Raw genomic sequence first — 25,701 nt, 5'->3', positions numbered from 1 at the left:
AAAGATTAACATTTTTGTTATGGGAAGATTAGCTATCTCAATACTTAGGCCCACAGCCCTTTGATAATTCCCAATTCCAATCCCCGGATCTCAGCTAAACCTTTCAGTCGCCCTATGAGAGTATATCCAGGATTATCAGGTACCTCTTTCTTCAAATCATCGATAATGGTATGTCCATGGTCTGGACGAAAGGTGAATCGCCAATCTGGACGGCCTTCTGATTTCCTTCTGGCCTGTTCTTTTAATAATTGGGTTATAACCTGATACATATCCACTGACCCTTCCAAATGATTGGCTTCATAAAAGCTTCCATCACTGTTTCGCTGGGTACTCCTTAGGTGAACACAGTTAATTCGGTTTCCATATTGCTCTATCATCCGGGGTAAATCATTATCTGAGCGTGGGCTATAGGATCCGGTACAGAAACATAATCCATTAGAAGGATCATCAACCATAGCCAATAGGTCTTCAATGTCCTGGGAACAAGAGACAATACGGGGCAGCCCCATGATATTCCATGGTGGATCATCAGGGTGAACGGCCATTCTAATGCCAACACGAGCTGCTACGGGAATGATCTCTTCCAAAAAGCTTTTATAATGTGCTTTTAGCTGATCCGTATCAATGTTGGCATACTTGGACAGCATATTTTTAATATCATCAATCGACAATCCTAATTTTGTCCCAGGAAAAACATCAATGATGGTTTGAGTAAATTCTTTTTTTTCTTCTGATGATAGACTATCATAAAAGATTTTTGCTCTTTTGATTTGATCTTCTGTATAGTCTTTATCAGCTCCTGGCCGCTCCAGTATAAACATGTCGAACGCCGCAAAATGAACAGGATCATAGAAGAGACATTCCGAACCATCAGCCAATTTGTAACTTATATCTGTTCTAACCCAATCCAATACGGGCATGAAGTTGTAGATAACCGTATCAATTCCAGCTTTACCAAGGTTGATTAAACTGATTTTGTAGTTTTCAATATATTCCTGATATCGTCCCGTTCGAGTTTTAATGTCTTCATGAACCGGGACTGATTCTACAGCAGCCCATCTAAGTCCAGCTTCTTCTATAAGCTTTTTGCGGACAATGATATCTTCCAGAGGCCAAGCTTCACCGTAGGGGATGTGATGCAAAGAAGTGATGACAGCACTGGCTCCTGACTGTCTGATATCATTAAGAGACACTTTATCAAGAGGGCCGTACCACCTCATGGACTCTTCCATCCCCCATTCATTTAATGCACTCATGTTGCTCTCCTGATTACTAATACTTAGAACAATAGTGAATCACAGAAGGAGAGCTGTCAAATAAAATTATTTATAAAAAATCATTACTGGCTACATAAGCCAGGAAATCATCATCACTCATTTTTTCACTGAGATAATCTTCATATAAAGGTCTTGGACTGTATAAATAGCGTGTCTGATTCCTTTCATCTATCAATAAAACAATCAGATTACTTTTTTCATCAGCGAATTTGTCTGCATAGGCAAAAGCATCAAGAACTGGTTCACGTAATAAATCCAGTTGATCCACAGATTGGCAATGATATATGATGGTATAAGCACCATCTTTCTGTCCTCCATCTTCATATCCTTTTTCAAGTATTGGAGAAGATTTTAGTGCAGCACTATTGCTCTCATTAACCGTTTTGCATCCCATTAATGCTATCATGACAATTATCCCCAACTGTCCTATTTTATTCATTTCCGGCTCCCTTCCTTTCAAGCTTTAAGACACCAATAGAGTCCGTTTATCATGTCCCCTTGGTATTAACATTTTGGGATAAACATTTTTTTCATACATTCTTTGTGACAAAGCTATCATAATACTCTCTATTGGGCCAACAGTGAAATCTAACTCTATTTCCACTTCTGTAGAAAAATGATTATCAATCGGGAAAATCCTGACTTCCTTCAATCCTACCTATTGATTTTAAGTATTAACATGTGTTAATTCTGATTAACATAGTTATATATACACGAAAGGACCAGAAAATGATTTACCTCAATAACATAAATAAATTACCAGTTATAATGACACATTGGATACAAAATACTCTCTATTGTCTATCTCATATTCCCTCATCCCGATTATCCCAAACCTATGATGAAGCATTAAAGAAACGAAATGCCATACTCTTTAGAAATTTAGCCAAATCAGGAGATTCCTTTCATATAGAATCCAGAACTAGACTGGATCCCCTAGATAAGGACCATTCAACTTGGAAGCTGGTCTTTAAAGGTAAAAGCCGAACAAAAACAAAACCCGGGGATCTTCTTTATATACAATGGGAGAATTCCCCTGAAGAAGTACAAGAGCTCTTGGATTTTTATAAAAAGAAAGGTTCAGAACTCATACTTGTTCCCACATTAAGTGCCCCGTATCAACCAGGTCGTTTAAAACTTATGACTTTACGCAAAGCACTAAGGTCCTACTACGATATAACAGAAGCTTCCAACTCAACATTACGACTTATTGGTAATTCCGATACGGCAAACTGGAATGAAAAGATGGAAATATCCCAACGTAAAAAGTATATACAAGTCAATCAGGGGATCTCAGCGAAAGAGGACAATAGTAAGATTCAATTCAAACATCCTAAACTTCTTAAGGTATTAAAACAATGTTCCCAAGCACCTTCTCTAATGGCATTACTCAAATCACAGCCCCCTATCAGACCGAGATCTTATAGTATGAGCCACTGCCATCATGAGGGATCTTATGTAAAAGCAGAGATCACTCTCAGTCATTTTCAAAAGGAATATACGGATTTGGCAGGTCAAAAAGAAACGGGGGAAGGAAGATCAACGGCTTACTTAACACGGATTCCTTTAGGTACAGAGGTAAAAACATGGTTCCTTCCTGAAACCCATCAGTTTCCTTCAGAAATCAAAAGGAATATTCCCACTATCATGATATGTACAGGAAGCGGCATTGCTGGAGTAATGTCCTTACTTAGAAAAGGATACACAGGTGGTCCTTTATGGCTTATCTATGGTGTCCGTTCATGGAAGATCAAAAGTCTTTATGGAAAAGAACTAACAGAATATCACGTCAAGGGTGTTATCAATAAAATCACAGCAGTATCCAGTCGCCCCCAAGATCCTTCTGAGGGGAAAGCTCAATATGTACAGGATTATCTCTGGGATCATAGATCTGAGATAAAAGAATGGATTGAAAAAGAGGCTCATTTCTATCTCTGTGGCCGTTTAGCTATGGGAGTTGATGTTAGTAAAACAATGAAAAGAATATTTGAAGATCAGGGTTTGGCATCAGATAAAGAAGAAGCAGCCAGACTTCTCAAATCATGGAAGGATAGTCTCCGATACCAGTCATCTGTGTCTGGACTATAAAAAAATACCAGGTTAGCCCGGCTAACCTGGATTATATAAGCTTATTAATGAACCTCTAAAACAGACTCATGAGAAGCCCATAGTTTACGGCTTTTATAGAAAAAGAGCAGTGCCGACAAGGCTATGGAAAAGATATCAGCAAATGGTTGGGCATACACAATCCCTGTTAACCCCATAGTCCTATTTAAAATAAACAATAAAGGAACAAAAACTAGTCCTTGCCTGCTTATAGAGAGAATCAAAGACTCTTTTGCTGCTCCTAAGGCCTGTAGAGTGTTCATGAATACAAATAAAGTACCAATCACAACCCCAGACACTAATAATGCCTTAACAAACTGTACTCCATATGTAAAAACCTCTTTTGAATCAATAAAAGCTCTTACAATGGTAGGAGCACCTACCCAACAAAGTGAGGTAATAACCACACCCATAACGATCGAATAGAGAAGAGCCACTTTTATGATACTATTGAAACGTTTATGATTTTGAGCACCATAACTATACCCCAACAAAGGTTGAATACCAATTCCTAATCCAATTTGAAGAAGTGCCACAATCATAGCTACTTTCATAGCTACCCCCATAGCTGCTACTTGAATATCACCATAGGTGGCTAAAAAATTGTTTAACAAGATATTGGATAAACTCATTAATACATTATTAAGGGCAGCGGGAATACCAATAGCAAAGACGCCTAACATTATGTTATCCCTAAAATCAAAATCCTTAGGAGACAAGGATAAAAGAGAACTTTTCTTCAGAACATAATAAATGTAATAAGCCGCTCCTGCTACATTACCAATAAGTGTAGCTAAAGCCGCTCCGGCTACACCCAAATTCATACTTAAAATCATAATAGGATCCAATATAATATTAACAATGGTTCCTATCATCATTCCCACCATGGCCTCTTTGGACTTACCTTCTGCACGTACAATATTACTAAATGCTGTTGATATGATAACAAAAGGAGCACTAGGGGCCACATACATCAAGTATGATTTAGCAAAACCGGCCGTATCTGCACTAGCTCCAATGAGTTTTAAAATAAAACCCATACCCCCCAGGAACAACATCATCATAAACACACCCAAGATTAAGGAAGCATAGAAAACAAAAGAGGATACTTTCTTAGCATACTCTATACGTCCTGCCCCCAAGGCACGGGAAATCACAGAGGTTCCCCCTATCCCTAACAAATTACCAGTTGCCATAAAAAGCAAGAATACAGGTACTGTTAAGGAAACAGCTGCCACCTGAAGGGGATCTCCAATTTGACCAACAAAATAAGTGTCCGCAATATTGTATACAAGGACAACGACCATTCCTATAATAGCCGGTACAACGCTCTTTAATATGGCCTTTGGTACTGGCATATGTTCAAAAATTTCTTTATCTACCATCTAATTCTATTCCTTTATATTCTCATAGACCTTGAATAACAGTCTAATGAGTTCTGATTTTTCGCTTTTTGTTAAATTTTTATTTATCTCTTGCTCTATCTTTATACGACAGAGTTCCATTTTTTCATTTAGTTCCATTTCTTTTGGTGTTAACTCGATAATTTTAGATCGCTTATCACAAGTATCAACTTTGGAACTCACATATCCTTTTTGTTCTAGACGCTTAATAATTCCTGTAGCCGTTGGATGTGATATCTCAAAATGAACCTGCAGATCCTTTTGAGTAACCTTCTCATGAGCATGTTCATGAAGATAATATAAAAATCTACCTTGCTTAGCCGTTATTCCTTCAGTTTCCAATTCTTGATTAGCATGTTTTCTAATCTTATTAGATACAAGATGAATTATAAAACCTATATCCCCGGTACTATTACGTAGCATGCTACGCATTCTCCCGATTTATCCTAAGCTTGTCAATGAGAGAAATAACAAGATTTGATCACTTTTTTATCGCTAAGAGTTAAAAGTCATATTACTGTTGTATCTATGACCTCAAAGAATATGACAATCAAGCAAATATATTATAAGTCCTTTATAACATTAATCGTCTTGCCCATCCTTATTGTGTTCGTCATCACATTACCTATTATCCATAACATAATAAAAAGTCAGTCCCTGGATAATATAAGAATTCGGCAATCGAACATCAAAGATACTCTGGTAAGAGAATATGAAACCATGTCTATCCGATTGTCTCATCTAGTTTATGTTAATAATAATAACTTACTGGATATCATAGCATCTATAGACACAAAGGATCCCGGGGAAAGGCATCAGTATGAGCAGGAATTAAACAAAGCGGCTCAATTGGCACTAGTTCCGGTCTCTCATATCATTGGAATGAATATCTATATGAAAAGTGGTCGAATCATCAATTATAAAAACGAAGTGGAACTTACAGAAGAAGACATCCGTAATAATATAATCCCTGCCACTCCTTCCTTAGTTAGTAATAAAGTCTATGTGGGATCAAGTAACAAAAATCAAGAAGTCTATCAAGGAGCTGGTAAAAGTGCTCTTATTCTGGTAGCTGCTTTACAGCCTGATGTACTAACAGATCGATCAGAGAAGATAAGCCTCATTACCATGTATGATTTGTCTGAAATCTCAAAGCTTATTCATCGTTATGATAGTGAAGAACAAGGCTATACCATCATTACCAGTGGAGAAAACCAAGATCAATTAGTCTATGCCGGTAAGATCGATTCCCAATTATTAAATGGGTACCTAGGAAAGCTAAGTTTACCAGGATATACCATAAGCAAAACACCCATAAATCTAAAAGATAAGCACTTGAATATCATAACCATTACGAAGACAGCCAGTTTGACCAAACATTTCAATGTTATATCGACTATCATTCTCTCTGTTATTCTTGTTATCTTGTTGCTATTCACGGTTTTCTCCCGAATGTTTCTACAGAACATTGTTCATCCTATACTTACAATGTGGAAGAGTTTGAAAAAGGTTGAAGAAGGTCAGCTTGATATATATGTAGAACCAATGGGATGTTTAGAAGTAAGCACTATGACTCATTCCTTCAACTCAATGGTTTTGAGGATAAAAGCTCTCATAGATGATTATGAAAATCGAATAAATGAACAAAATGGCACTCCCCAGAATATCTTTATGGATCTGATCAAGAAAAACATTAGCCCTGAAGATATCATCAAGAAAAACAATACATACTTTACACAGCCCTTCCTAATAATTGGTCTACAACTGAAAAACCATACCAAGGACCTAGTGAAAAGCTTATATCAAGTCCCCCATTTTGCCTCCCATTGCCTCATAGAGCAGTTCCAGGATGACTACTACATTGTTCATTATCAACTTCAGTCCGTATATAACGAGAGTCAAATCATTCATATGCTCCATGATTTAGATAGCATTGTCTTAAAAGAAACGCATAGCAACCTACAGGCTATCCTACGGAAACCACTTTCAGATTTAACATTGATAGAGGAAGAAATAAAGATACTGGGACAGCTTAAAGGACTCTTTGAAATCACCCCCCAAAAGCCATATATGATCCTGGATGAAGACCAAACACAAAGATTACTACAAGGAATAGGTCAATATAAAGAATGGGCCCATGCGGTCTACCTGGGTGATGAAAAAAAAGAAAATGATCAAAGACAACAGTTTATTAACCACATTGAGACAGAATCCATTTCACTAGCAAGAGATGAAATCGTTAGTTTACTTCTGGCGTTCGTTCAGGAATTTAACAAAGAAAACCTGTCCCTAAGTCAATTACTGGGGGATAACAAATCAGATTACATTGATACAATTAACAATATAGAAACGGTGACAGAATTAATTCTATTTATTAATAATATAATCAGAACATTACTGGATTACAGCCTCAAACAGTTAGGACAGCATTGGACAGATCATGTGACATTAGCCAAACGTTACATTATTAACAATTACAGAAATCCAGAATTGTCCCTAGGTGTTGTAGCTGAATATGTACAATTGAATGAGAATTATTTTGCAACCCAATTCCATCAAGAAGCAGGAGAGACTTTTCTATCCTATGTAACAGGACTTCGTATCCATAAAGCTAAACAATTAATCGAAACAACTAACTTCAAGATATACGAAATAGCACATAAAGTGGGTTATGCCAGTCCTGAGCATTTCAATAGGGTTTTTAAAAAAGAAGTAGGAAAAAGCCCCTCAAAATGGGGAAAAGACCTACAAAATGTGAAGAATAATCAATAATTATTAATATTTGCCTGTAGCGAGTTCCTATTTTTCCCCCTAGTCTGGATTAACCTTACAAAAAAATCTAGGAGGATTTTGAATGAGAAAAACGAATTACCTTATTCTTGGAATGGCAGTTCTTATCCTAACGGCTGGGGTAAGTTGTTCAAAGGGTAATGCTAAATCTGATGATCCCTATAGTGGAACAATCACCTTTACAATCTGGGACAATAACCTAAATGATTTTATTGAGTCCCAGGACATGGTAGCGAAGTTCCAGGAAAAATATCCCAATGCGGATGTGGAAGTCGAAAAAATCAAGGATGACTCAGAATACTGGAACAGTATGAAGATGCGTGCTTCTGCTAATCAGTTACCTGACGTTATGTTTAATAAGCCTTTCACTTTATCAAGATTCAAAGATTATCTTGTTGACCTATCAGATACTGAGGCAAATAAAAATAATCAATTAGCAGATGGTTATGCTATTAATGGAAAAGTTCTTGGTATCCCCATGACTAGTGGATATGAGTATGTATACTACTGGAAAGATCTCTTTGAAAAAGCAGGAGTTGAAGTTCCAACAACCTGGTCAGAATTAGAAGAAGTAAGCCAGAAGCTACAGAACTATTATAGTAAGACCAATCCTGACTTTATAGCTTTAGGTATAGGTCTTAAAGACGAATGGCCTGACTATCCTTTCATGGAATTTGGTCCGGCACTTGAAAGTGGTAATGGCCAGTACTGGAATATGATGGCCACACAGGACAGACCATTTGAAAAAGGAACAGATATCCGAAAAGTATATGAAAAGATATACGACCTCTACACAAGCGGTGTTCTTGGTAAGGATCCCTTAGGCTTAGGAAATGATCAAATCACAAATCTATTTGCGACAAAAAACATTGCCATATTTGCCTCTGGAGACTGGTCCCTGCAAAACATCACTAAAGGTGCAGAATCAATTGATGATTTGGGAACCTTCTACCTACCTGTAAGAGACTCCGAATCAGATCCTTACAATGTAATAGTACAAGGAGATTCCTTTATGGGAATCACAACTCATTCCAAACAACCTGAATTGGCAAAAGCCTTTTTGGAATGGTTCTATTCAGAAGATTGGTATCCCGATTATTTGAATTATGTATCTAGTGCCTCTTCAATGAGTAATTTTCCTAAAGCAAAAGAAGCAGTCCTAGCAGAAGCTGATAAGAATACACCAGACATGACATTAGTTATGTATGATGGTGGTGGCGATAACTTTATGGCCATCCAAAACGAAACAGCTTTTGACTACAAAAAGCTAGGAGCCCAGATGTTAACACCTAATTTTGATCTTGATCAAAAGTTATCTGAGCTTAATGACAAATGGGAAGCCGCCAGGGACAAACTTAACATTCAATAAACCACTATATAAGGAGGAGTCTTGTTGACTCCTCCTCTTTCAAGGATTATCTATGGGTACTTTAAAGAAACAAAAAATGGTCTTCATTTTAACAGCATTGCTGGTTCCGATATCCCTTTTAATAGCTTTTGTTATCGTTCCTGGTTTGGATCTATTCCGAATTAGTGCAACAGATTGGGATGGATTATCACAATCCTATCAGTTTGTTGGATTCCAGAACTACATTGATATGTTTCACAACAAAGATCTGTGGGGATCTCTCAAAAACAACATGGTGTATTTTGTTATTCACCTTCTCATGATTCCAGTTGAATTAATGTTCGCCGTCTTATTAACCAGCAAGTTACGGGCAGCCAAGTTCTATAAGACAACAGTATTTTTGCCCTATATTATAAATGGTGTAGCCATCAGTTATGCCTTTTCCTATTTTTTCTCTCCTATTAATGGCGCCTTTAATGCCATATTAGAAACCATGCATCTCTCTGGATTGATTCGCAATTGGTTAAGTGATGCAGGTATTGTAAATTATGTCCTAGCCTTTGTATCTTTATGGCGCTTTAGTGGATACCATGTGGTACTCTTTATGGCAGCCCTACAATCTATCCCCCAGGACATTCATGAAGCAGCTCTTGTTGATGGAGCGAATCCCTTACAAATATTCAAGTACATTCAAGTTCCCTCTATTATGTTGATGGTGGACTTCATCTTATTTGATAACATACGGGGAGCTTTGCAAGTATTCGATATTCCCTTTGTTATTACCAATGGAGGGCCGGGATATGCCTCATCAACCTTCACCTTATACACAATCAAAACCGCTTTTACTTTCAGTAAGTTTGGTTTAGCAGCCACAATGGCAGTAGCCATAATGTTTATGATTATCTTGATATTCCTTATCCAGAATATCCTCATACATAAAGTCGTACTAAGGGAGGGAAAGAAAAGATGAGAAAAAACGTTACCGTTCAGTTAATTAAACAAGTATTTTGTATAGCCATGGTAGCTATTGTAGCAGCGCCTATTATTTTAACCTTATTTGCTGCTTTCAAAGATAGAGCTGATATGGTTAATACATCCCCCCTATTACTTCCCCCTCTTAGCCGTATCACCTGGGAAAACTTTAGAACCGTACTTACGAATAAATATTTACTATTAGGGTTCAAAAACACAGGAATTATACTGGGGATAAGTTTGGTCTTCAATGTTCTTTTTGGAACCATAACTGCCTATATTATTGAACGTTTTCAGTTCCCCTTTAAAAAGATAATAGTTGGACTCTTTTTCTTTGGAATGTTAATACCTACCTTTGTCACAGAGATAGCCCGATTTAAACTCATTAGCGGATTGGGATTATACAATACACTGAGAGCTCCTATCCTTATATATATAGCCAGTGATTTAATGCAGCTCTATATATACAGACAATTTATCAGCACCATTTCTGCATCCCTGGATGAAGCAGCCATTATTGATGGATGTTCCTATTATGGTGTATTTGGAAGAATTATCTTTCCTTTATTAGCACCGGCAACAGCCACAGTATGTATCATAAAGTCCATCACAATAATCAATGATATGTATATTCCTTACTTGTATATGCCCAAAAGTAAGTTGAGAACCCTAACAACATTCTTAATGAACTATGCCAATGCACAACAAGGATCATGGCAAACTCTTGCAGCTGGAATCATTATTATTATGATCCCTACTATATTACTCTACCTCTTTTTCCAAAAATATATTCTGGCAGGGGTTGTTTCTGGAGCAGTCAAAGAATGATGAATTACAATTATATAGATAGGGAGGCAATATGAATACAAAACCTCAGTTAGAATGGTTGACAGATCCAAAAGTCTTTCGAGTTAACCAATTAGCAGCTCATTCAGATCACATTCATTATGATAGTTGGGACAACATGACTGAAGATAATCGGACATGTTATATGAGCCTAAACGGACGATGGAACTTTAAATGGTCCCGTCATTATAAAGAAAGGCCTATGGACTTCTATAAAGTAGAGGACAAGCTGGAAGGGTTCACCAAAATCGATGTTCCTGGACATGTAGAATTACAAGGCTATGATCAAATTCATTATATAAACACCATGTATCCCTGGGAAGGGCATGTATCTTTGCGCCCCCCTGAAGTGGATATGGATCATAATCCTGTTCTATCTTATGTCAAAAACTTTGATATTCCCTCTTCCTGGACCCATCAAAGGACCTATATTCGTTTTGAGGGAGTAGAACAAGCTTTTTATCTCTATTTAAATGGTCATTTCATTGGTTATGGTGAGGACAGTTTTACTCCTAGTGAATTTGATTTAACTCCCTATATCAAAGAAAAGGATAATAAGTTAGCTGTAGAAGTGTATAAACGATCTAAAGCTGCCTGGGTTGAAGATCAGGATTTTTTCCGGTTCAGTGGAATATTCCGACCTGTAAGCATATATACAAAACCTAAAATACATCTGGATGATATGTGGGCTAAAACAAAACTGCATGAGGACAAAGGAAGTTTGCAACTTGATGTCCAATTGTCTTATCAAACTCCCTCAAAAGGTTTCATAGAATATAGCCTGGAAGATGAGAACCGTGTCATTTTACAAAACAAACAAGAACTAAGTGGGGAATCATCAAAAATATGCTTTCCCCAACAGGATATAGATCGTCCTAAATTATGGTCGAATAAAACACCTTATTTATACAAGCTCATTATTAAGCTTTTCGATGATAAGAATAATCTTATAGAAGTTGTGCCCTATCATATCGGTTTCCGAAGTATAGGACTGGAAAACAAGATCATCCAATTCAACGGAAAGCGTCTTATCATCAATGGCGTTAACCGTCATGAATGGAGTGCTAAGAAAGGTCGAGCTATTGATACAACGGAAATGGAACAGGATATACAGATTATTCTGCGTAACCACATCAACTCTATACGAACCAGTCATTATCCCAATCGTTTAGAATGGTATGACCTTTGTGATCAAAATGGTATTTATCTCATGGCAGAAGTGAATCTGGAAAGTCATGGATCATGGCAGAAGATGGGGGCTGTAGAACCATCATGGAATGTTCCTGGAGACGATCCTGATTGGACGGCATTAGTCTTGGACAGGGCTAAAACTGTATTTGAAACCTTCAAAAACCATCCCTCTATACTCTTTTGGTCTTTAGGTAATGAATCCTATGCAGGAACAGCTTTGGTAGAAATGAATCAGTATTTCAAACAAACTGATCCCTCCCGTCTCGTCCATTATGAAGGAGTCTTTCATAATCCAGATTTAAAATCCAAGATATCAGATGTGGAATCCCAAATGTATGCTCCCCCTGAACGTATAGAAGAGTATTTGAAGACAGATGGTTCCAAACCGTTCATCCTATGTGAGTACATGCATTGTATGGGTAATAGTTTGGGTGGAATCAAAACATATGATGCCCTATTGGATAAATACCCCCAATATCAAGGGGGCTATATTTGGGACATGATTGATCAGGCTCTTCTGGTTATAGATCCCTACACGGGTCGCAAAGTATTAAAGTACGGAGGAGATTTTGATGATAGACCGAGTGATTATGAATTCTCCGGTAATGGAATCCTGTTTGCGGATCGAACAGAAAAGCCCTGTATGCAAGAAGTGAGGTATTTTTATGCGCTGCGTTCTGAGTGATGTGTTCTTAGGTCTGCATGGAGATCGATTTGAATATTTGTTTTCCTATGATCATGGTGGACCAGAATCGATAGTTATTGACCATATGCAATGGCTATATAGAAGTCCTAAACCAACCTATTGGAGGGGAACAACCTGCAATGACAGAGGAAATGGGTTTGGGCAACGTTCCCATATGTGGGTGGGAGCTGATTTGTTTACAGGAGTTGATTCTATACAAATCATTATTGATGGACAGGAACTGCCCCAATACATAGCTCCTTATAATAATACTTTTAGAGGGACGGCCTATGAAACTCCTAAGGTAGTCTGTATAAAATATACCTATACAACCTGTACAAATCCTTCTACCAAAGTAGAAGTAAGCTATACCATAACAGAAGATGGGAATATGACCGTTGATGTTCATTATCACGGAAAAGAAGGTTTACCTGAACTACCGCTTTTTGGGATAAGATTTATCTTACCACGTCCTGTTGAAAGCTTTATCTATAAAGGTTTAAGTGGTGAGACTTATCCCGATAGAAGAATGGGAGGCATACCTGGTACCTATAAAGTAGAAGGTCTTCCTATGACTCCCTATTTGGTACCACAGGACTGTGGTATGCATATAAAGACAGAATATGTAACCCTTAGACAAGAATTTCAGGAAAGGAAAGGAACCTTAACCTTTGCCATGAAGGGACAACCTTTTGCCTTTAGCGCCCTCCCCTATACGGCTTTAGAAATAGAAAATGCTACCCATCAAGAAGAACTCCCCCCTGTCAGACGGACTGTACTTAATATACTAGGTGCTGTTAGAGGGGTAGGTGGTATTGACAGTTGGGGAAGTGATGTAGAAGAAGATTTTCGTATACCTGGGAATAAAGATATCCAATATTCCTTTGTTATAAAACCCTAAGTTACTGATGCTTCTCAATGAAGCGATTTATCATCCATCCGGCGATGCTCAAGTTGGGGGCTCTCTTTGGTAATTCATCAAAGGCAAACCAACGGGCATCGTCGATTTCTTCTTCTTGAAGTGAGATATCACCAGAATCGTATTCTGCTTCAAATCCCAACATTAATTGATGAGGAAAAGGCCAGGATTGACTATTCAAATACTGGACATTCTTAACCCGGATTCCTACTTCTTCAAAGATTTCCCTGTGAACCGCTTGTTCTGCTGATTCCCCGGATTCAATAAAACCGGCTAAAGTAGAATACATACCACTGTCTTTAAAACGTACATTGCGGGCTAAAAGGAGTTGATCTCCCTTGTAGACCAGAACGATAACACAAGGTGATATACGGGGATAAGCAGTTAAGTTACAACTATCGCAATGGGCTCCCGGTTCATGATCAAAATAGTTAAGTGGCTTTCCACAGCGACCACAAAATTGATGATCCTGTTTCCAACGTCTTAGACTCAAAGCCCTTCCGGCAAGAACAAATATTTGTTCATCCAATGGCCCCACATCTCTTAGACTAATAAGTTCAACATTATCTAGGTCAAAAGAATCATCCACCCAGAAGGCACTCCAAGTTATATGATCTATGGTAGCCAGGTATTGAGGGTCTTGCGAACTAATCCCCTCGAACTCAGAAGCCTCTAAAAATAGCTTTTCTCCAGGAAAAGTAATAATATTATCCTCTTGAAAGAGAATAACCTTACCTGTTTGTTTATTATGCTGGCCTTTGGGAGTGATATCCCATAGGGTGTCCTGTAAACGGTAGAGCATGGGCGAAGCCCCCTTTTCAAATGCAAAAATAGTGACACCATGCTAAGCATAGCTCTCCATGGTGTCAAGGCATCATTCCCGGGAACCAAACTTATGGATCTCCTGACTTAATTCAAAGGTACTCATCCGATTTTGTTCGCTTAACTCTCCTAAAGCCTTAGTACCATTAGCCAATTGAGTCAGACCATGACGCATCTCTTCCGACTCTAACAACAACTCTTTTTGTTTATCTTTAATTCCTTCCATATGGTGACTTATTTGATGGCCGCTTTTGCGGACATCTTCACTAATGTGGTGGATCTTGGTAGATTCAGTAAGAATGTCCTTTAAGGAACTAAAAAAGGAACTTGTTAAATGGTGGATTTCACCATGACTTTGCTTGAGGGATTGTACAGCTTCTTCTGCATTCCGGTTCTGTAAAATAAGACGATCAATTGTTTTTTGACTAGCCTTTTCTTCCTCTGCCATTTTTGCCAGGCTTCCTTCAAGTTCATCCAATAGTTCTGTGATGATACTCGAATTAGATCGAACTTCATTAGATAACTGCCTCATGGCGCCGGCAACGACAGAAAAACCTTTACCAGAATTTCCGGCCTGGGCTGCTTCTATAGAAGCATTGATAGCCAAGATATCCGTTTGATCAGCCAGATCCTGAATGGACATAATAGATTTGGCAATCAATGAAGAGTTATCCAATATCTCCTTAATCTGGTTCTTAAGCAATTCCATAATCCGGCGGTTTTCCAGACCTTCCTTACGAACCTGTTCTGTCAATCGGACTTGTTCTGATACCGCCTCTATCTGCCGAGCTAAGGATTCTTGAACATCCTTACCATGATTATCCATGGTGACCACCTGATTCTGCTGACGCGAAGCCAAAGCATTGAGTTCCACTAATGTTTTGGCTATCTTCTGCACTTCTCCAAAGGAGTCACTCACACGTTGTTCCATGGTATAGCTGTGCTCATAGATAGAATTCAAATTCTCCGTGATATTAGTAACAGCCCCCTTATGTTCAACAGTAACATCATTAAGACGCTCTCCGGATTGAACTTGCTGATCTGCTATCACTAATAAACTCTGATGTCTCTCATTCAAGTTGGACATGAAGTGATTAAAGTTAGCTCTTAAAGAAGAGATCTCATTTTTACCTTTAACAGGAAGAGCTACATCTAAACGCCCCTGCCCCTCTGCCAGCACCCCCAGAAGGTCTTTTGTTTTATTAATATTACTTAGAATAAACTGGATGATTAAAAAGTTAACAAATAACAATAAGAAAAGAACCCCAAAACCAGCGGGAAGCCAAATGGTTAGAAGATTTTCCTGTTGCTCACTTTGCAATAAACTTTGTTCTTTTATTATTGTACTTAACTTTTCTCTTGCCGTATTAATATCCGTTTTTAATCCTGCTAATTCTTCATAAATTAATCGCCCTAACAGGCTTTCATCTGGAACCTGATGTGCATACAAAGGATCAAGTAGTTCTTCCTTACACATTCGGGCTAATCCTTCACCGCGCTTTGTCAGCCGATCTACATCTTCATGGAGCGATTTGTCTACACTTAAAAGCTCTGACAATCGCTCAATCTGTCTTGGCATCTGTGTTTCTGCCATTCGATAGGTAATGATCCTATCACCGGATATATCACCGGTTCTTAAAACATCAACCCCATATAATACCTGTTCCATAGCCGCAACTTGAAATTCATTTAACAGTATTAGACCTTCTTCAGCTTTCTGAAGTTGTTCAGTCAGGGCATCGGTTTTTTTTGTTTGATTAAACATTACCAGCCCGATAGCTATCATCATTATGAAACTAAACAGTAGCATAACAAAAGCTTGGGTTTTAATTTTCATGGTCTATAACCGCCCTCAATAATATGTCCTTCTTTTTTTAAGAACATTAAACATTGGGTATGTTAAGATTGTATTAGGAAAATATTATGAATCGTTCACCTTGTAATGCAATTTTAATGACCCCACCCGTTTGAGACCTCCTCAAAAACCTAACAGTTATTTAACAATTCTTTTATCGTTTTCAAATATGCAAGTTTGATGATGGGGTCAACTCAAAGGCAATTGAGATTAATTGCAAATAATCAAGGAGTTATGAAAAATGAAAAAAATCATTGCTGGTTTAATGATTCTACTAGTTGCTGGTTTTACTTTTGCTAATGGTCAAAAAGACGCTTCCGGAGCTAGCTTCTCTGGAAACTACGCTTTTGGTGGATCTACAACTGTAGAACCTATCGTTCGAGCTACTATCGAAGCTTACAAAGATATGTATCCAGAAGTTAAGATTTCTTATGATGCTCCAGGTTCCTCTGCTGGTGTTAAGGGTGCTTTAGCTGGAACTTATACAATTGGTGCGGCTTCAAGAGATTTAAAAGATTCTGAAAAAGAAGCTGGTGCTGTAGGAACTCCTATCGCTAAAGACGGTGTTGCTGTTGTTGTAAACAAAGGTTCTGTATCATTAGATAACCTTAGCCATGATCAATTAATAGCTATCTTCGCTGGTGAAATCAAAAACTGGAGTGAAGTTGGTGGTCCTGATGCAGAAATCGTTGTATTCAACAGAGATGAAGCTTCCGGTACCAGAGATTGTTTTAATGAAAAAACTGTTAAGAGTGCTGGTAAATCTTTCGTAGAGACAGCTGCTATTGTAACTTCAAATGGTGATATGGTAGCTAAAGTAGGATCTACTCCTTACTCTATCGGATACTGTGGTCTTGGTTACCTAGGTAAAGATGCAGGAACAAAATCTGTAAAGATTGACAATATAGCACCTTCCACAAGTAATGTACTTAATGGATCTTATGTTATTCAAAGAGAATTACTTCTTGTAACAAAGGGAACTGTTCCTGCAGGATCTCTTGAAGAAAACTTCATCAACTACATCTTGTCTGACGAAGGACAAGCCATCGTAGCAGAAGAAGGTTTCATACCTTTAAATGAATAATTGAATTAGTATAAAAACTAAAATCAAATACAGTTAATAGGCTGCTCGGGAGAGCGGCCTTTTTTTTTAACCATATCCGAAGATCAATTTAACAATACTCTAACATTTCTCTAACAATAATCACCTTCCTCAATTGAGATCTTTGTATAACGAATATAGCTTAAGGAGAAGATATATTGAAATCTTCGAAGAGTTTACTGGAAAAAATCGTGGAGAAAATCCTGTTGATCAGCGCTTTTATATCGATAATAAGTGTTGTCTTCATAACAGTATTTATCCTCAAGGAAGGTTTGCCCCTTTTCACACAAGTGAGTCCCCTAACCTTTTTATTTTCATCAGATTGGGCACCCACCGCTGATCCTCCACAATATGGGATATTAGCCTTCATTATGGGATCCATCTGGGTAACAACGGGGGCTTTGTTATTATCCGTACCTGTTGGATTGGCTGTAGGAATCTTTATGGCTGAGATAGCCAAAGGACGCTTTGCCTCTATATTACGATCTGTAGTGGAATTACTGGCAGGTATCCCTTCTGTTATTTATGGTCTATTTGGCTATATAGCCATATCGCCTATTATTAGAAAGATTTTTGATAGCCCCACCGGTCTGGGAGTTATCACAGCCAGTATTGTTCTGGCGATAATGACTCTTCCTACCATTGTAAATATAACAGAGGTATCAATTAGAGCGGTATCTCAGGAACAAAAGGAAGGTTCATTAGCCTTAGGCGCTACCCATTGGATGACTATTTATCGAGTACTGGTGCCATCAGCCCGATCCGGGATATTGGCAGGTATTGTTCTGGGTATGGGACGAGCCATTGGGGAAACCATGGCTGTACTCATGGTAGCTGGTAATGCAGTTACTATGCCAAAAGGGCCACTATCCTTAACAAGAACCTTAACCATGAACATAGCAACGGATATGAAATACGCTACGGATTATCATTCGGTGAGTCTCTTTACCACAGGTATTGTGCTCTTCATTTTCATACTGGCTATCAACCTAATCGTTCAATACCTAATGAAAAAAGCCATTAAGGAGGATATATAATGCCCCTATTAAAACAAAAGAAACCTAATGTATCCTCACCCCATTCTCGCAAGATACGTAGACAGGAACAGATAGCCAAAGGGATTATCTGGTTCTTAGCCCTCCTGACTATCTTTATACTAGCCTGGATCATAGGTTATATACTGGTAAAGGGGTTACGATACAACAATCAGGTATCCTATTCGGTCACTCCGTATGTTGAAAGGGAACTGGCTTTAGACGGAATGAATGAAGATGTTGTCTTTATTATCCAAGATAAAACAAGATCACAAGATATTCCCGTAGAGGGATTACGTAAACTCTATAACAAGGTTCGTAATGAAAACTGGGGATTCTATAATCAACAGGACTTAAGAGTAGAACCCTTTGCGTACAAAGAGGAAGGAGCCTTTTCCTTAGCTGTTAAAGATTTTATTCTAGCTGGATCAGACCTGGAAGATTACCGCAAGAACGTTAATATGGTGAACTCTTGGTCCGATATGATTGAAAAGGTGGGAGACACGCCAGGAGCTTTAGGTTTTCTACCTGCTTCAGAAGCAAAGGACCTACCCAAATCAGTTAAAGTCTTAGGGGTCAGACGAACAAGCATGGCTGTGAATCCTTCTGTTCTCATGATTCAAGATAATAAGATGCTTCGTGAACTAACAGAGGAGCAAGTCAATCTTATTACATCAGGAAAAGTCAGCAACTGGAAGCAAGTGGGAGGAACCAATTTACCTCTAGTCCTCCTGTCCTCTGATGATCCAGATCGTTTAACTAAACTAGAAAATACTGAAGGAGCTGTGTTGGTCACAGACCAAAGAACAGTTAATAAATATGGATTATCCTTTATTCCCGTGTTGCGACATGAAACAGGCTGGAATTTAACCTGGCATTTTATCATTGAGCCACCAGCCCGTTCAGGACAATGGGGAGGAATCTCCTATATTATTATCAACACCTTTGTCCTGATTATCTTTACCCTCTTGTTTTCCACACCTATAGGTGTGATGGCCGCTATCTACCTGGTGGAATACGCAAAGCAGGGCCGAATGGTTCGTTACCTGAGAATGGGAACAGAAACCTTATCAGGTATACCTTCTATTGTATTTGGTTTATTTGGATTTATCTTCTTCGTACAGATCTGTGGTTTAGGTATTGGTTTTATTTCCAGTACCCTAACAGTAACCTTAATGGTACTTCCTACCATTATCCGAACAACAGAAGAAGCCTTAAAATCGGTACCCCAAACTTATAGAGAAGGGAGTTTAGCTTTAGGTGCTACCAAACTGCAAACCACTATAAAAGTTGTACTACCTGCTGCGTCCTCAGGGATTCTCACAGGTATCATTCTGGCTATGGGAAGAACAGTGGGAGAGACGGCGGTCCTCATTTATACATTAGGGTCTAACTACGATCTAGTGTCCAGCCCCTTTTCCTCGGCCAGAGTTTTATCCCTCCACTTGTATATGTTGTTCTCTGAAGCATTGTCCTTCGACAGAACCTTCTCTACAGGAGTTGTTCTAGTCGTTATCATCCTCATAACAAACTTGTCCGCTACCTTTATTACTAAGCGGATAAACAAGAAATCCGGAATGTAACCAAGGAGTAATTGATTATATGGAAACCTTAAATACTATCGAAGTCAAAGACCTGAACTTATATTATGGAGAATTCCAAGCTCTTCATAATATTGATATGGACATAAAAACCAAAGAAGTGACCGCTCTTATCGGTCCTTCAGGTTGTGGAAAATCAACCTTTCTCAGAACTCTTAATCGCATGAATGATCTTATTGATGGAGTAACCATTGAAGGATTAATCAACTATGATGATAAAAACATCTATTCAGAATGGGATATCATAGAACTTCGCAAGAAGGTAGGTATGGTTTTTCAAAAGCCAAATCCCTTCCCCATGTCTATCTTTGATAACATTGCCTACGGCCCTCGAACTCATGGTATTAAAAACAAACAAAAACTTAATGAGATCGTAGAAAAAAGTTTACAACAGGCTTCTCTTTTTAATGAAGTCAAAGACAGACTTCATAAACCGGCTTTAGGATTATCAGGTGGCCAGCAACAACGCCTCTGCATAGCCAGAGTATTAGCAGTAGAACCGGAAGTTGTACTTATGGATGAGCCAACATCTGCTCTTGATCCCATCTCCACTTCCCGTATTGAAGATCTTATTCATGAGTTGAAAGAAAAATACACTATTGTCATTGTTACACACAATATGCATCAAGCAGGTCGTATCTCTGATAAGACGGCTTTTTTCCTTCATGGTCAGATTGAAGAATTTGGAGAAACAGACAAGATATTCCTCAAACCGGAAAGCGCGAAAACAGAAGAGTATATATCTGGTAAATTCGGCTGATATTTACAATTAGCAGTGGTAGCCATTCTCAGTAAATACTTTGAGAATGGCTATTTTTTTATATCGTAATTAGTATGCCGTCTTTACGTTCTTTGACGAGAACGAGAAAGTCTATATAAAGGGATACTATATTATCATTCTCATCGACACCCCAAAAAGCAGGATAAGCACCATCTCCATAACCACTTGAAGTAATAATACCATCGTTATGAGCATGAATATTAAGAAGCTGCGGATTCCCTTCTGAAGTAGACCATTGAGTAAAAAGTCTTTCTTTCTTAAGGTTATTCAATTGGGTCAGGGAACTTACATCAAAGATAGCTAGATTCCCTGCATCTACCCCATAGATCCCGTTGCCCTTGGGAGTCTTGGCTGAATACCACTTAACAGCTTTCTTATCATCTTTGAAAAGAATTCGTATTCCTCCCACTCTTTGGTCTGCCATAACAGCTTCAACCTTATAATGGCCAGGCTTGACCCTATGTTCCAAAGGCTCAAACTCATAGATACTATCCCCAAAGTCCATAATACCCAAGATGCCTGATGGAGTATGGAAATTACCGATAAAACTGATCTCAGGAGTCTCATCATCGATATCAGAAGACAGGATTTTACGTCCCTTCTTGAAGAGAAGATTCTCATCTAATTCCAACTTATCATCCAATAATTGGAGAGAAGCACTTTCAGAGGCTAAGGCTAAGATCTTATCTACTTCAGTAGGAGCAATAACTAGCTCTTCGGGAGGATCCAAGAGGGTTATGATCTTCTTAATAAGCCATGAACCATCCCCTTGTTGAATAACATCATAGACATGATATTCATCCATCGCTTGTTTAGCTATTTTGGAGACAATGACAGCATAGCCTTGACTAGCTTGTACAGAAATAATCTCCTCTGTGGAGGGATCAAAGTCCGGAATCGAACTAAAGGAATTTCTTGTCCCGGATAAACACCCAGGCACAAAATGTTTACCTTCCACATCCTGAACCATATCATTCCAATGATCAAAATCAAAATCATCATCGTGAACTTGGTCCACACTGCCCCAGCAGGAATACCAGTCTTTGACAAAAGAGGCTATTCTGTATTCGGGACTGTCGTCTGAATAGAATTTGTTATCCATTTTTTCCTTACTCATTAAAGATTTAATATAAATTCTTTATATATAAAAAATCAGGAAAAGAGAATATATTTGACTAAATATCTATAAGCAATCATCATATATCCAGAGGTAAAGTATGTTTGAAATAACCAAAGTCGCCGTCCTGGGTGCAGGAGCCATAGGATCCTATTATGCTAGTCAGTTGTCGAAGGTTAATGATATTCAGACCGTACTTCTGGCACAGGGAAAACGTAAGGATCGCCTGACTAAAGAGGGGCTTATTGTTAATGATGTAACATTCAAACTTCCAGTCATTGATCCAGAAGAAACAAACGAAGTATATGACCTCATTCTAATTGCTCTAAAAGATTATCAACTTCCTGAGGCTCTTCCTATGTTGAACAACATAGTAGGTCCAACCACTATATTCTTGTCTCTTATGAATGGACTGGACAGCGAAAACCAGATCGCAGATATCTATGAAGCGGATAAGGTTCTCTATGGAATCTCTGTAGCCATAGATGCGGTAAGAGAAGGAAATAAAACCCGTTATTCTAATGCAGGAAAGATTACCTTTGGGGAGAAGGATAACACCAATCTCAGTCCTCGTGTTCAAGCAGTCCAGGCAGTTCTCGACAAAGCTGAGATCAGCTACACAACACCTACAGATATGATGAGACAAATGTGGTGGAAGTTCATGGTAAATGTAGGAATCAATCAAGCCTCCTTTGTATTAGATGCACCTTATGGAGTATTCCAGCAGAACAAAGATGCACAGGATTTAATGAAAGCTCTTATGGGAGAAGTTATAGAACTGGCCCAGGCATTTAAGATAGATTTGACGACAGAAGATATTCAATCCTGGAACAAAATGTTAGTCACCCTGGCACCAGACGGACAAACATCCATGCTACAAGACAGAAAGGCCAGACGTATGAGTGAAGTGGACATGTTTGCAGGCAAGATTATTCGTATGGGAAAAGAATTATCCATTCCCACTCCTGTTAATAGTACGATCTACAAAATCATCAAAGTAATAGAATCAGGATACTCAAAACAAGAAAACCAGGAATAGCTGAGATGTTATAAAACAAACGCACATTAATAAAAATGTACGTTTGCTGTATTTAATGAATATTAAACAATACCGGATTTCTTACGAGTATAGATATCATAACAAACGGCTAATAAAAGAACAGAAGCCTTAACAACGTATTGCCAATCAGCTCCAATATTCATAAGAGACATACCATTGTTTATGACTCCCATGACAAGCCCTCCTGTTATGGCACCAATGATAGTTCCTATTCCTCCAGAAGCAGAAGCACCTCCAATAAAACAGGCGGCGATAGCATCAAGTTCGAATAAGTTACCCGCTTGAGGAAGGGCTGAGTTCATATAAGCAGTGAAGACGATTCCAGATAATCCAGCCAAGGCCCCCATGATCACATGAACAAAGAAGATAACCTGTTCTGAATTAATCCCGGACAACTTTGCCGATCGAGCATTACCTCCAACAGCATAGACATACCGTCCAAAGATGGTATTATTTGTCACAAAGACAAAGATTCCCACTGTGATAGCTAACACAACAAAGACAGTGGGGAGTCCCCTGTATTGGGCAAATTTCAAACACAATAAAAGGACAACAGAACTCAAGATAGCCATCTTGAAAATAAAATACCCTATAGGCAGTATTTGAAATTGATTATTCTTTTTCTTAACACGATCACGATAGGCGTAGACAATATAAACAACGAGTAAAAGTAATCCTAATAAGAGAGGTAATAAGTGAAGCCCTCCAACCTGAAGAAAGGAAGGAGATATTGAACCGGATGCAATATCACGAAAATGATCATCCCTTAAGGATATGGGAGTAACATTGGTCACGATATAGGTAAGCCCCCGGAACAAGAGCATACCAGCAAGGGTTACAATAAAAGCCGGTATTTTAACATAGGCAATAAAAACTCCTTGAAAGCATCCAATTCCAGCACCAATAATCATGGTTAAAAGGATGGTAAAAACAATTCCTATACCCGTGTTATAGATCATGGCTCCCAAAGCGCCTGTTATAGCAGCTACAGAACCAACAGATAAATCAATGTTTCCCAGAATGATAACGAGGACCATTCCTACAGCTAATACAAGAATATAACTGTTTTGTATAAAGATATTTGTTATATTACGGGCATTAATATTGACTGAGTTCGTCAATAGAGCAAAGCCGATAACGATAACAGCCAGCATAATGAACATTGAGTAATTACGTAGATTAGCCTTCACGATCTGTTTGAAGGATATTTGCATTTCTTTGTTATCAGACATATTATTCTCCTAATTCCTTCTTAAAGCCATTTGCATGATGCCTTCCTGGGTGGCTTCGGAACGTGATAATTCTCCTTTAATGACACCTTCATTCATGACATAAATACGGTCTGCCATTCCTAGAGCTTCTGGTAATTCGGAAGATATCATAATGATGCTCTTTCCTTGTTCAGCTAGTTCATTGAGAATGGTGTAGATCTCATATTTGGCTCCCACATCGATACCTCTTGTTGGTTCATCGACGATAAAGATAGAAGGTTCTGCCAATAGACAACGGCTTAGAACCACTTTTTGTTGATTACCACCACTTAGGTTTTTCACTAATTGGGCAATACTAGGGGTTTTGATGTTAAGCGCATCTTTAAATCTTTTTGCTTCTTTGATTTCTTTTGACTTATTTACGATTCCCAGTTGGGATAAACGTCGTAAACTGGAATTACTAATATTGGTTTTGATATCCTGAATAAGGATTAATCCCAACTCTTTTCTATCTTCGGATACATAACCCAAACCATGGGCTATGGCGTCTTTGGGGGTATGGAAATGTTTAGATTCCCCCTCGATAAAGAGTTCCCCCTCACAGGAAGAACCATAAGCTCTGCCAAAAAGACTCATCATGAGTTCTGTTCGACCAGCTCCCATAGGCCCACAAAAGGCAAGGATTTCTCCTCTTCGTAGATGAAAATTAGCTTTATTAACTACTTTTCGATCTGGATATTCCGGATGATAGACAGACCAGTCCTTCACTTCCATTATGGTATCTGTGATTTTGGCTGTCTTTGGAGGATAGCGATGGGTGAGATCCCGTCCTACCATTCCTTGAATAATAAGGTCTTCTGTCACTTCTTGAGTGGCCATATCATAGGAACAGATGGATTTGCCATCTCTTAGTATGGTAATGGTATCAGCTACCTTCATGATTTCATTTAGTTTATGGGAAATCATGATACAAGTTATTCCTTCCCTTTTTAAATCCAACATCAAGTCTAAGAGTTTATCACTCTCATCATCATTAAGAGAGGATGTTGGCTCATCCAGAATAAGCAGTTCCACTTGTTTGGACAAAGCTCTGGCAATCTCTACCATTTGCTGTTTACCGACACCTATCTTGCTGACAATAGTTTCAGGATTTTCCTTTAAACCAACCCGTTCGAGATAGGGTCTGGATTCTAAGATCAGCTTATCCCAATTAATAACACCAAAAGAACTTTGGATATGTCCAAGAAATATATTTTCGAATATAGAAAGATAGGGACTCAAAGCTAGTTCCTGATGAATGATGGCTAACTTATCCCGTTCACTATCTTTTACGCTCTTGTAGGCTACTTCTTTACCTTTGTAAAAGACCTTTCCATCATAGGAACCATGGGGATAGACACCACTGATGATATTCATCAAAGTTGATTTACCAGCACCATTTTCACCGCATAGACAATGGATTTCTCCCTTCTTTATACGAAAATTAACTTGATCTAAGGCTTTTACTCCGGGAAAGGATTTGGTTAGGTTATCCACATGAAGTATATAGTCACTCATATTTAACGTCCTATTCTGCTTAGC

Annotated in this window: 21 protein-coding genes; 12 read left to right on the top strand and 9 right to left on the bottom strand. The window is 38.4% G+C overall.

Features of this window, described 5'->3' with window-relative positions; translation table 11 throughout:
- Window positions 1–44: 44 nt before the first annotated feature.
- Window positions 45–1,256 carry a mannonate dehydratase gene (gene uxuA / locus K345_RS0117760; protein WP_211227920.1) on the bottom strand — a complete coding sequence of 404 codons (1,212 nt, stop codon included), beginning with the start codon at window positions 1,254–1,256 and terminating at the stop codon, window positions 45–47.
- A 70-nt stretch (window positions 1,257–1,326) separates the two neighbouring features.
- Window positions 1,327–1,716, bottom strand: coding sequence for a hypothetical protein (locus tag K345_RS0117755; RefSeq protein WP_028975307.1), 390 nt, complete (start codon window positions 1,714–1,716; stop codon window positions 1,327–1,329).
- Window positions 1,717–2,045: 329 nt separating this feature from the next.
- On the opposite strand from K345_RS0117755, the gene K345_RS0117750 reads away from it, so the two are divergent.
- Window positions 2,046–3,365: a ferredoxin reductase domain-containing protein gene (locus K345_RS0117750; protein ID WP_169714837.1), complete on the top strand. Its 1,320-nt coding sequence runs from the start codon at window positions 2,046–2,048 to the stop codon at window positions 3,363–3,365.
- A gap of 44 nt (window positions 3,366–3,409) precedes the next feature.
- Here K345_RS0117750 and K345_RS0117745 read toward each other — a convergent pair whose 3' ends face one another.
- Window positions 3,410–4,768 (bottom strand): MATE family efflux transporter, encoded by a 1,359-nt coding sequence (locus K345_RS0117745; RefSeq protein ID WP_028975305.1) that lies wholly within the window; start codon window positions 4,766–4,768, stop codon window positions 3,410–3,412.
- A gap of 6 nt (window positions 4,769–4,774) precedes the next feature.
- On the bottom strand, window positions 4,775–5,209 hold the full coding sequence (locus tag K345_RS0117740; protein ID WP_028975304.1) for a MarR family winged helix-turn-helix transcriptional regulator: 435 nt from the start codon (window positions 5,207–5,209) through the stop codon (window positions 4,775–4,777).
- A gap of 105 nt (window positions 5,210–5,314) precedes the next feature.
- Here K345_RS0117740 and K345_RS22640 point away from each other — a divergent pair, with 105 nt between their 5' ends.
- The 6 genes from K345_RS22640 (at window position 5,315) to K345_RS0117710 (ending at window position 13,519) form a co-directional block, all read left to right on the top strand.
- Window positions 5,315–7,558 carry a helix-turn-helix domain-containing protein gene (locus K345_RS22640; RefSeq protein WP_028975303.1) on the top strand — a complete coding sequence of 748 codons (2,244 nt, stop codon included), beginning with the start codon at window positions 5,315–5,317 and terminating at the stop codon, window positions 7,556–7,558.
- A gap of 82 nt (window positions 7,559–7,640) precedes the next feature.
- Window positions 7,641–8,945: an ABC transporter substrate-binding protein gene (locus K345_RS21740; protein ID WP_083963850.1), complete on the top strand. Its 1,305-nt coding sequence runs from the start codon at window positions 7,641–7,643 to the stop codon at window positions 8,943–8,945.
- 52 nt (window positions 8,946–8,997) lie between these two features.
- Window positions 8,998–9,894 (top strand): carbohydrate ABC transporter permease, encoded by an 897-nt coding sequence (locus tag K345_RS0117725; RefSeq protein ID WP_028975302.1) that lies wholly within the window; start codon window positions 8,998–9,000, stop codon window positions 9,892–9,894.
- Window positions 9,891–10,724 carry a carbohydrate ABC transporter permease gene (locus K345_RS0117720; protein ID WP_028975301.1) on the top strand — a complete coding sequence of 278 codons (834 nt, stop codon included), beginning with the start codon at window positions 9,891–9,893 and terminating at the stop codon, window positions 10,722–10,724. Before K345_RS0117725 ends, K345_RS0117720 begins: the two co-directional genes overlap by 4 nt.
- Window positions 10,725–10,755: 31 nt before the next feature.
- Window positions 10,756–12,618: a glycoside hydrolase family 2 TIM barrel-domain containing protein gene (locus K345_RS0117715; protein ID WP_028975300.1), complete on the top strand. Its 1,863-nt coding sequence runs from the start codon at window positions 10,756–10,758 to the stop codon at window positions 12,616–12,618.
- Complete coding sequence (locus K345_RS0117710; protein WP_028975299.1) at window positions 12,599–13,519, top strand: beta-galactosidase small subunit; 921 nt, start codon at window positions 12,599–12,601, stop codon at window positions 13,517–13,519. Before K345_RS0117715 ends, K345_RS0117710 begins: the two co-directional genes overlap by 20 nt.
- Window position 13,520: 1 nt before the next feature.
- Here the strand turns inward: K345_RS0117710 and nudC are convergent, their stop codons facing one another.
- Both nudC and K345_RS0117700 read right to left on the bottom strand, forming a co-directional pair.
- A complete protein-coding gene (nudC, locus tag K345_RS21735; protein ID WP_053228446.1) occupies window positions 13,521–14,339 on the bottom strand; it encodes an NAD(+) diphosphatase in 819 nt (272 codons plus the stop codon).
- Window positions 14,340–14,411: 72 nt separating this feature from the next.
- Window positions 14,412–16,196: a methyl-accepting chemotaxis protein gene (locus K345_RS0117700; protein WP_028975298.1), complete on the bottom strand. Its 1,785-nt coding sequence runs from the start codon at window positions 16,194–16,196 to the stop codon at window positions 14,412–14,414.
- Between the two features lie 259 nt (window positions 16,197–16,455).
- Here K345_RS0117700 and K345_RS0117695 point away from each other — a divergent pair, with 259 nt between their 5' ends.
- The 4 genes from K345_RS0117695 (at window position 16,456) to pstB (ending at window position 20,711) form a co-directional block, all read left to right on the top strand.
- Window positions 16,456–17,298 carry a phosphate ABC transporter substrate-binding protein gene (locus tag K345_RS0117695; protein WP_028975297.1) on the top strand — a complete coding sequence of 281 codons (843 nt, stop codon included), beginning with the start codon at window positions 16,456–16,458 and terminating at the stop codon, window positions 17,296–17,298.
- A gap of 176 nt (window positions 17,299–17,474) precedes the next feature.
- Window positions 17,475–18,353 carry a phosphate ABC transporter permease subunit PstC gene (gene pstC / locus K345_RS0117690; protein WP_028975296.1) on the top strand — a complete coding sequence of 293 codons (879 nt, stop codon included), beginning with the start codon at window positions 17,475–17,477 and terminating at the stop codon, window positions 18,351–18,353.
- A complete protein-coding gene (pstA, locus tag K345_RS0117685) occupies window positions 18,353–19,933 on the top strand; it encodes a phosphate ABC transporter permease PstA (RefSeq protein WP_053228445.1) in 1,581 nt (526 codons plus the stop codon). The genes pstC and pstA overlap by 1 nt, the downstream gene beginning before the upstream one ends.
- A gap of 19 nt (window positions 19,934–19,952) precedes the next feature.
- Window positions 19,953–20,711: a phosphate ABC transporter ATP-binding protein PstB gene (gene pstB, locus K345_RS0117680; protein WP_028975294.1), complete on the top strand. Its 759-nt coding sequence runs from the start codon at window positions 19,953–19,955 to the stop codon at window positions 20,709–20,711.
- Window positions 20,712–20,769: 58 nt separating this feature from the next.
- Here pstB and K345_RS0117675 read toward each other — a convergent pair whose 3' ends face one another.
- A complete protein-coding gene (locus K345_RS0117675; protein WP_156888464.1) occupies window positions 20,770–21,849 on the bottom strand; it encodes a DUF4241 domain-containing protein in 1,080 nt (359 codons plus the stop codon).
- Between the two features lie 100 nt (window positions 21,850–21,949).
- On the opposite strand from K345_RS0117675, the gene K345_RS0117670 reads away from it, so the two are divergent.
- Window positions 21,950–22,888, top strand: coding sequence for a ketopantoate reductase family protein (locus tag K345_RS0117670; RefSeq protein ID WP_028975292.1), 939 nt, complete (start codon window positions 21,950–21,952; stop codon window positions 22,886–22,888).
- A 62-nt stretch (window positions 22,889–22,950) separates the two neighbouring features.
- Here K345_RS0117670 and mmsB read toward each other — a convergent pair whose 3' ends face one another.
- Together mmsB and K345_RS0117660 are read right to left on the bottom strand one after the other, a co-directional pair.
- Window positions 22,951–24,141, bottom strand: a complete 1,191-nt coding sequence (gene mmsB, locus K345_RS0117665) for a multiple monosaccharide ABC transporter permease (protein WP_028975291.1) — start codon at window positions 24,139–24,141, stop codon at window positions 22,951–22,953.
- A 9-nt stretch (window positions 24,142–24,150) separates the two neighbouring features.
- Window positions 24,151–25,677, bottom strand: coding sequence for an ATP-binding cassette domain-containing protein (locus tag K345_RS0117660; protein WP_028975290.1), 1,527 nt, complete (start codon window positions 25,675–25,677; stop codon window positions 24,151–24,153).
- Window positions 25,678–25,701: the final 24 nt, after the last annotated feature.

Source organism: Spirochaeta cellobiosiphila DSM 17781, from assembly GCF_000426705.1.
Lineage (GTDB): Bacteria > Spirochaetota > Spirochaetia > DSM-17781 > DSM-17781 > Spirochaeta_E > Spirochaeta_E cellobiosiphila.
The sequence above is the reverse complement of the archived record's forward strand: the minus strand, read 5'-3'. Positions and strand labels throughout refer to the sequence as shown.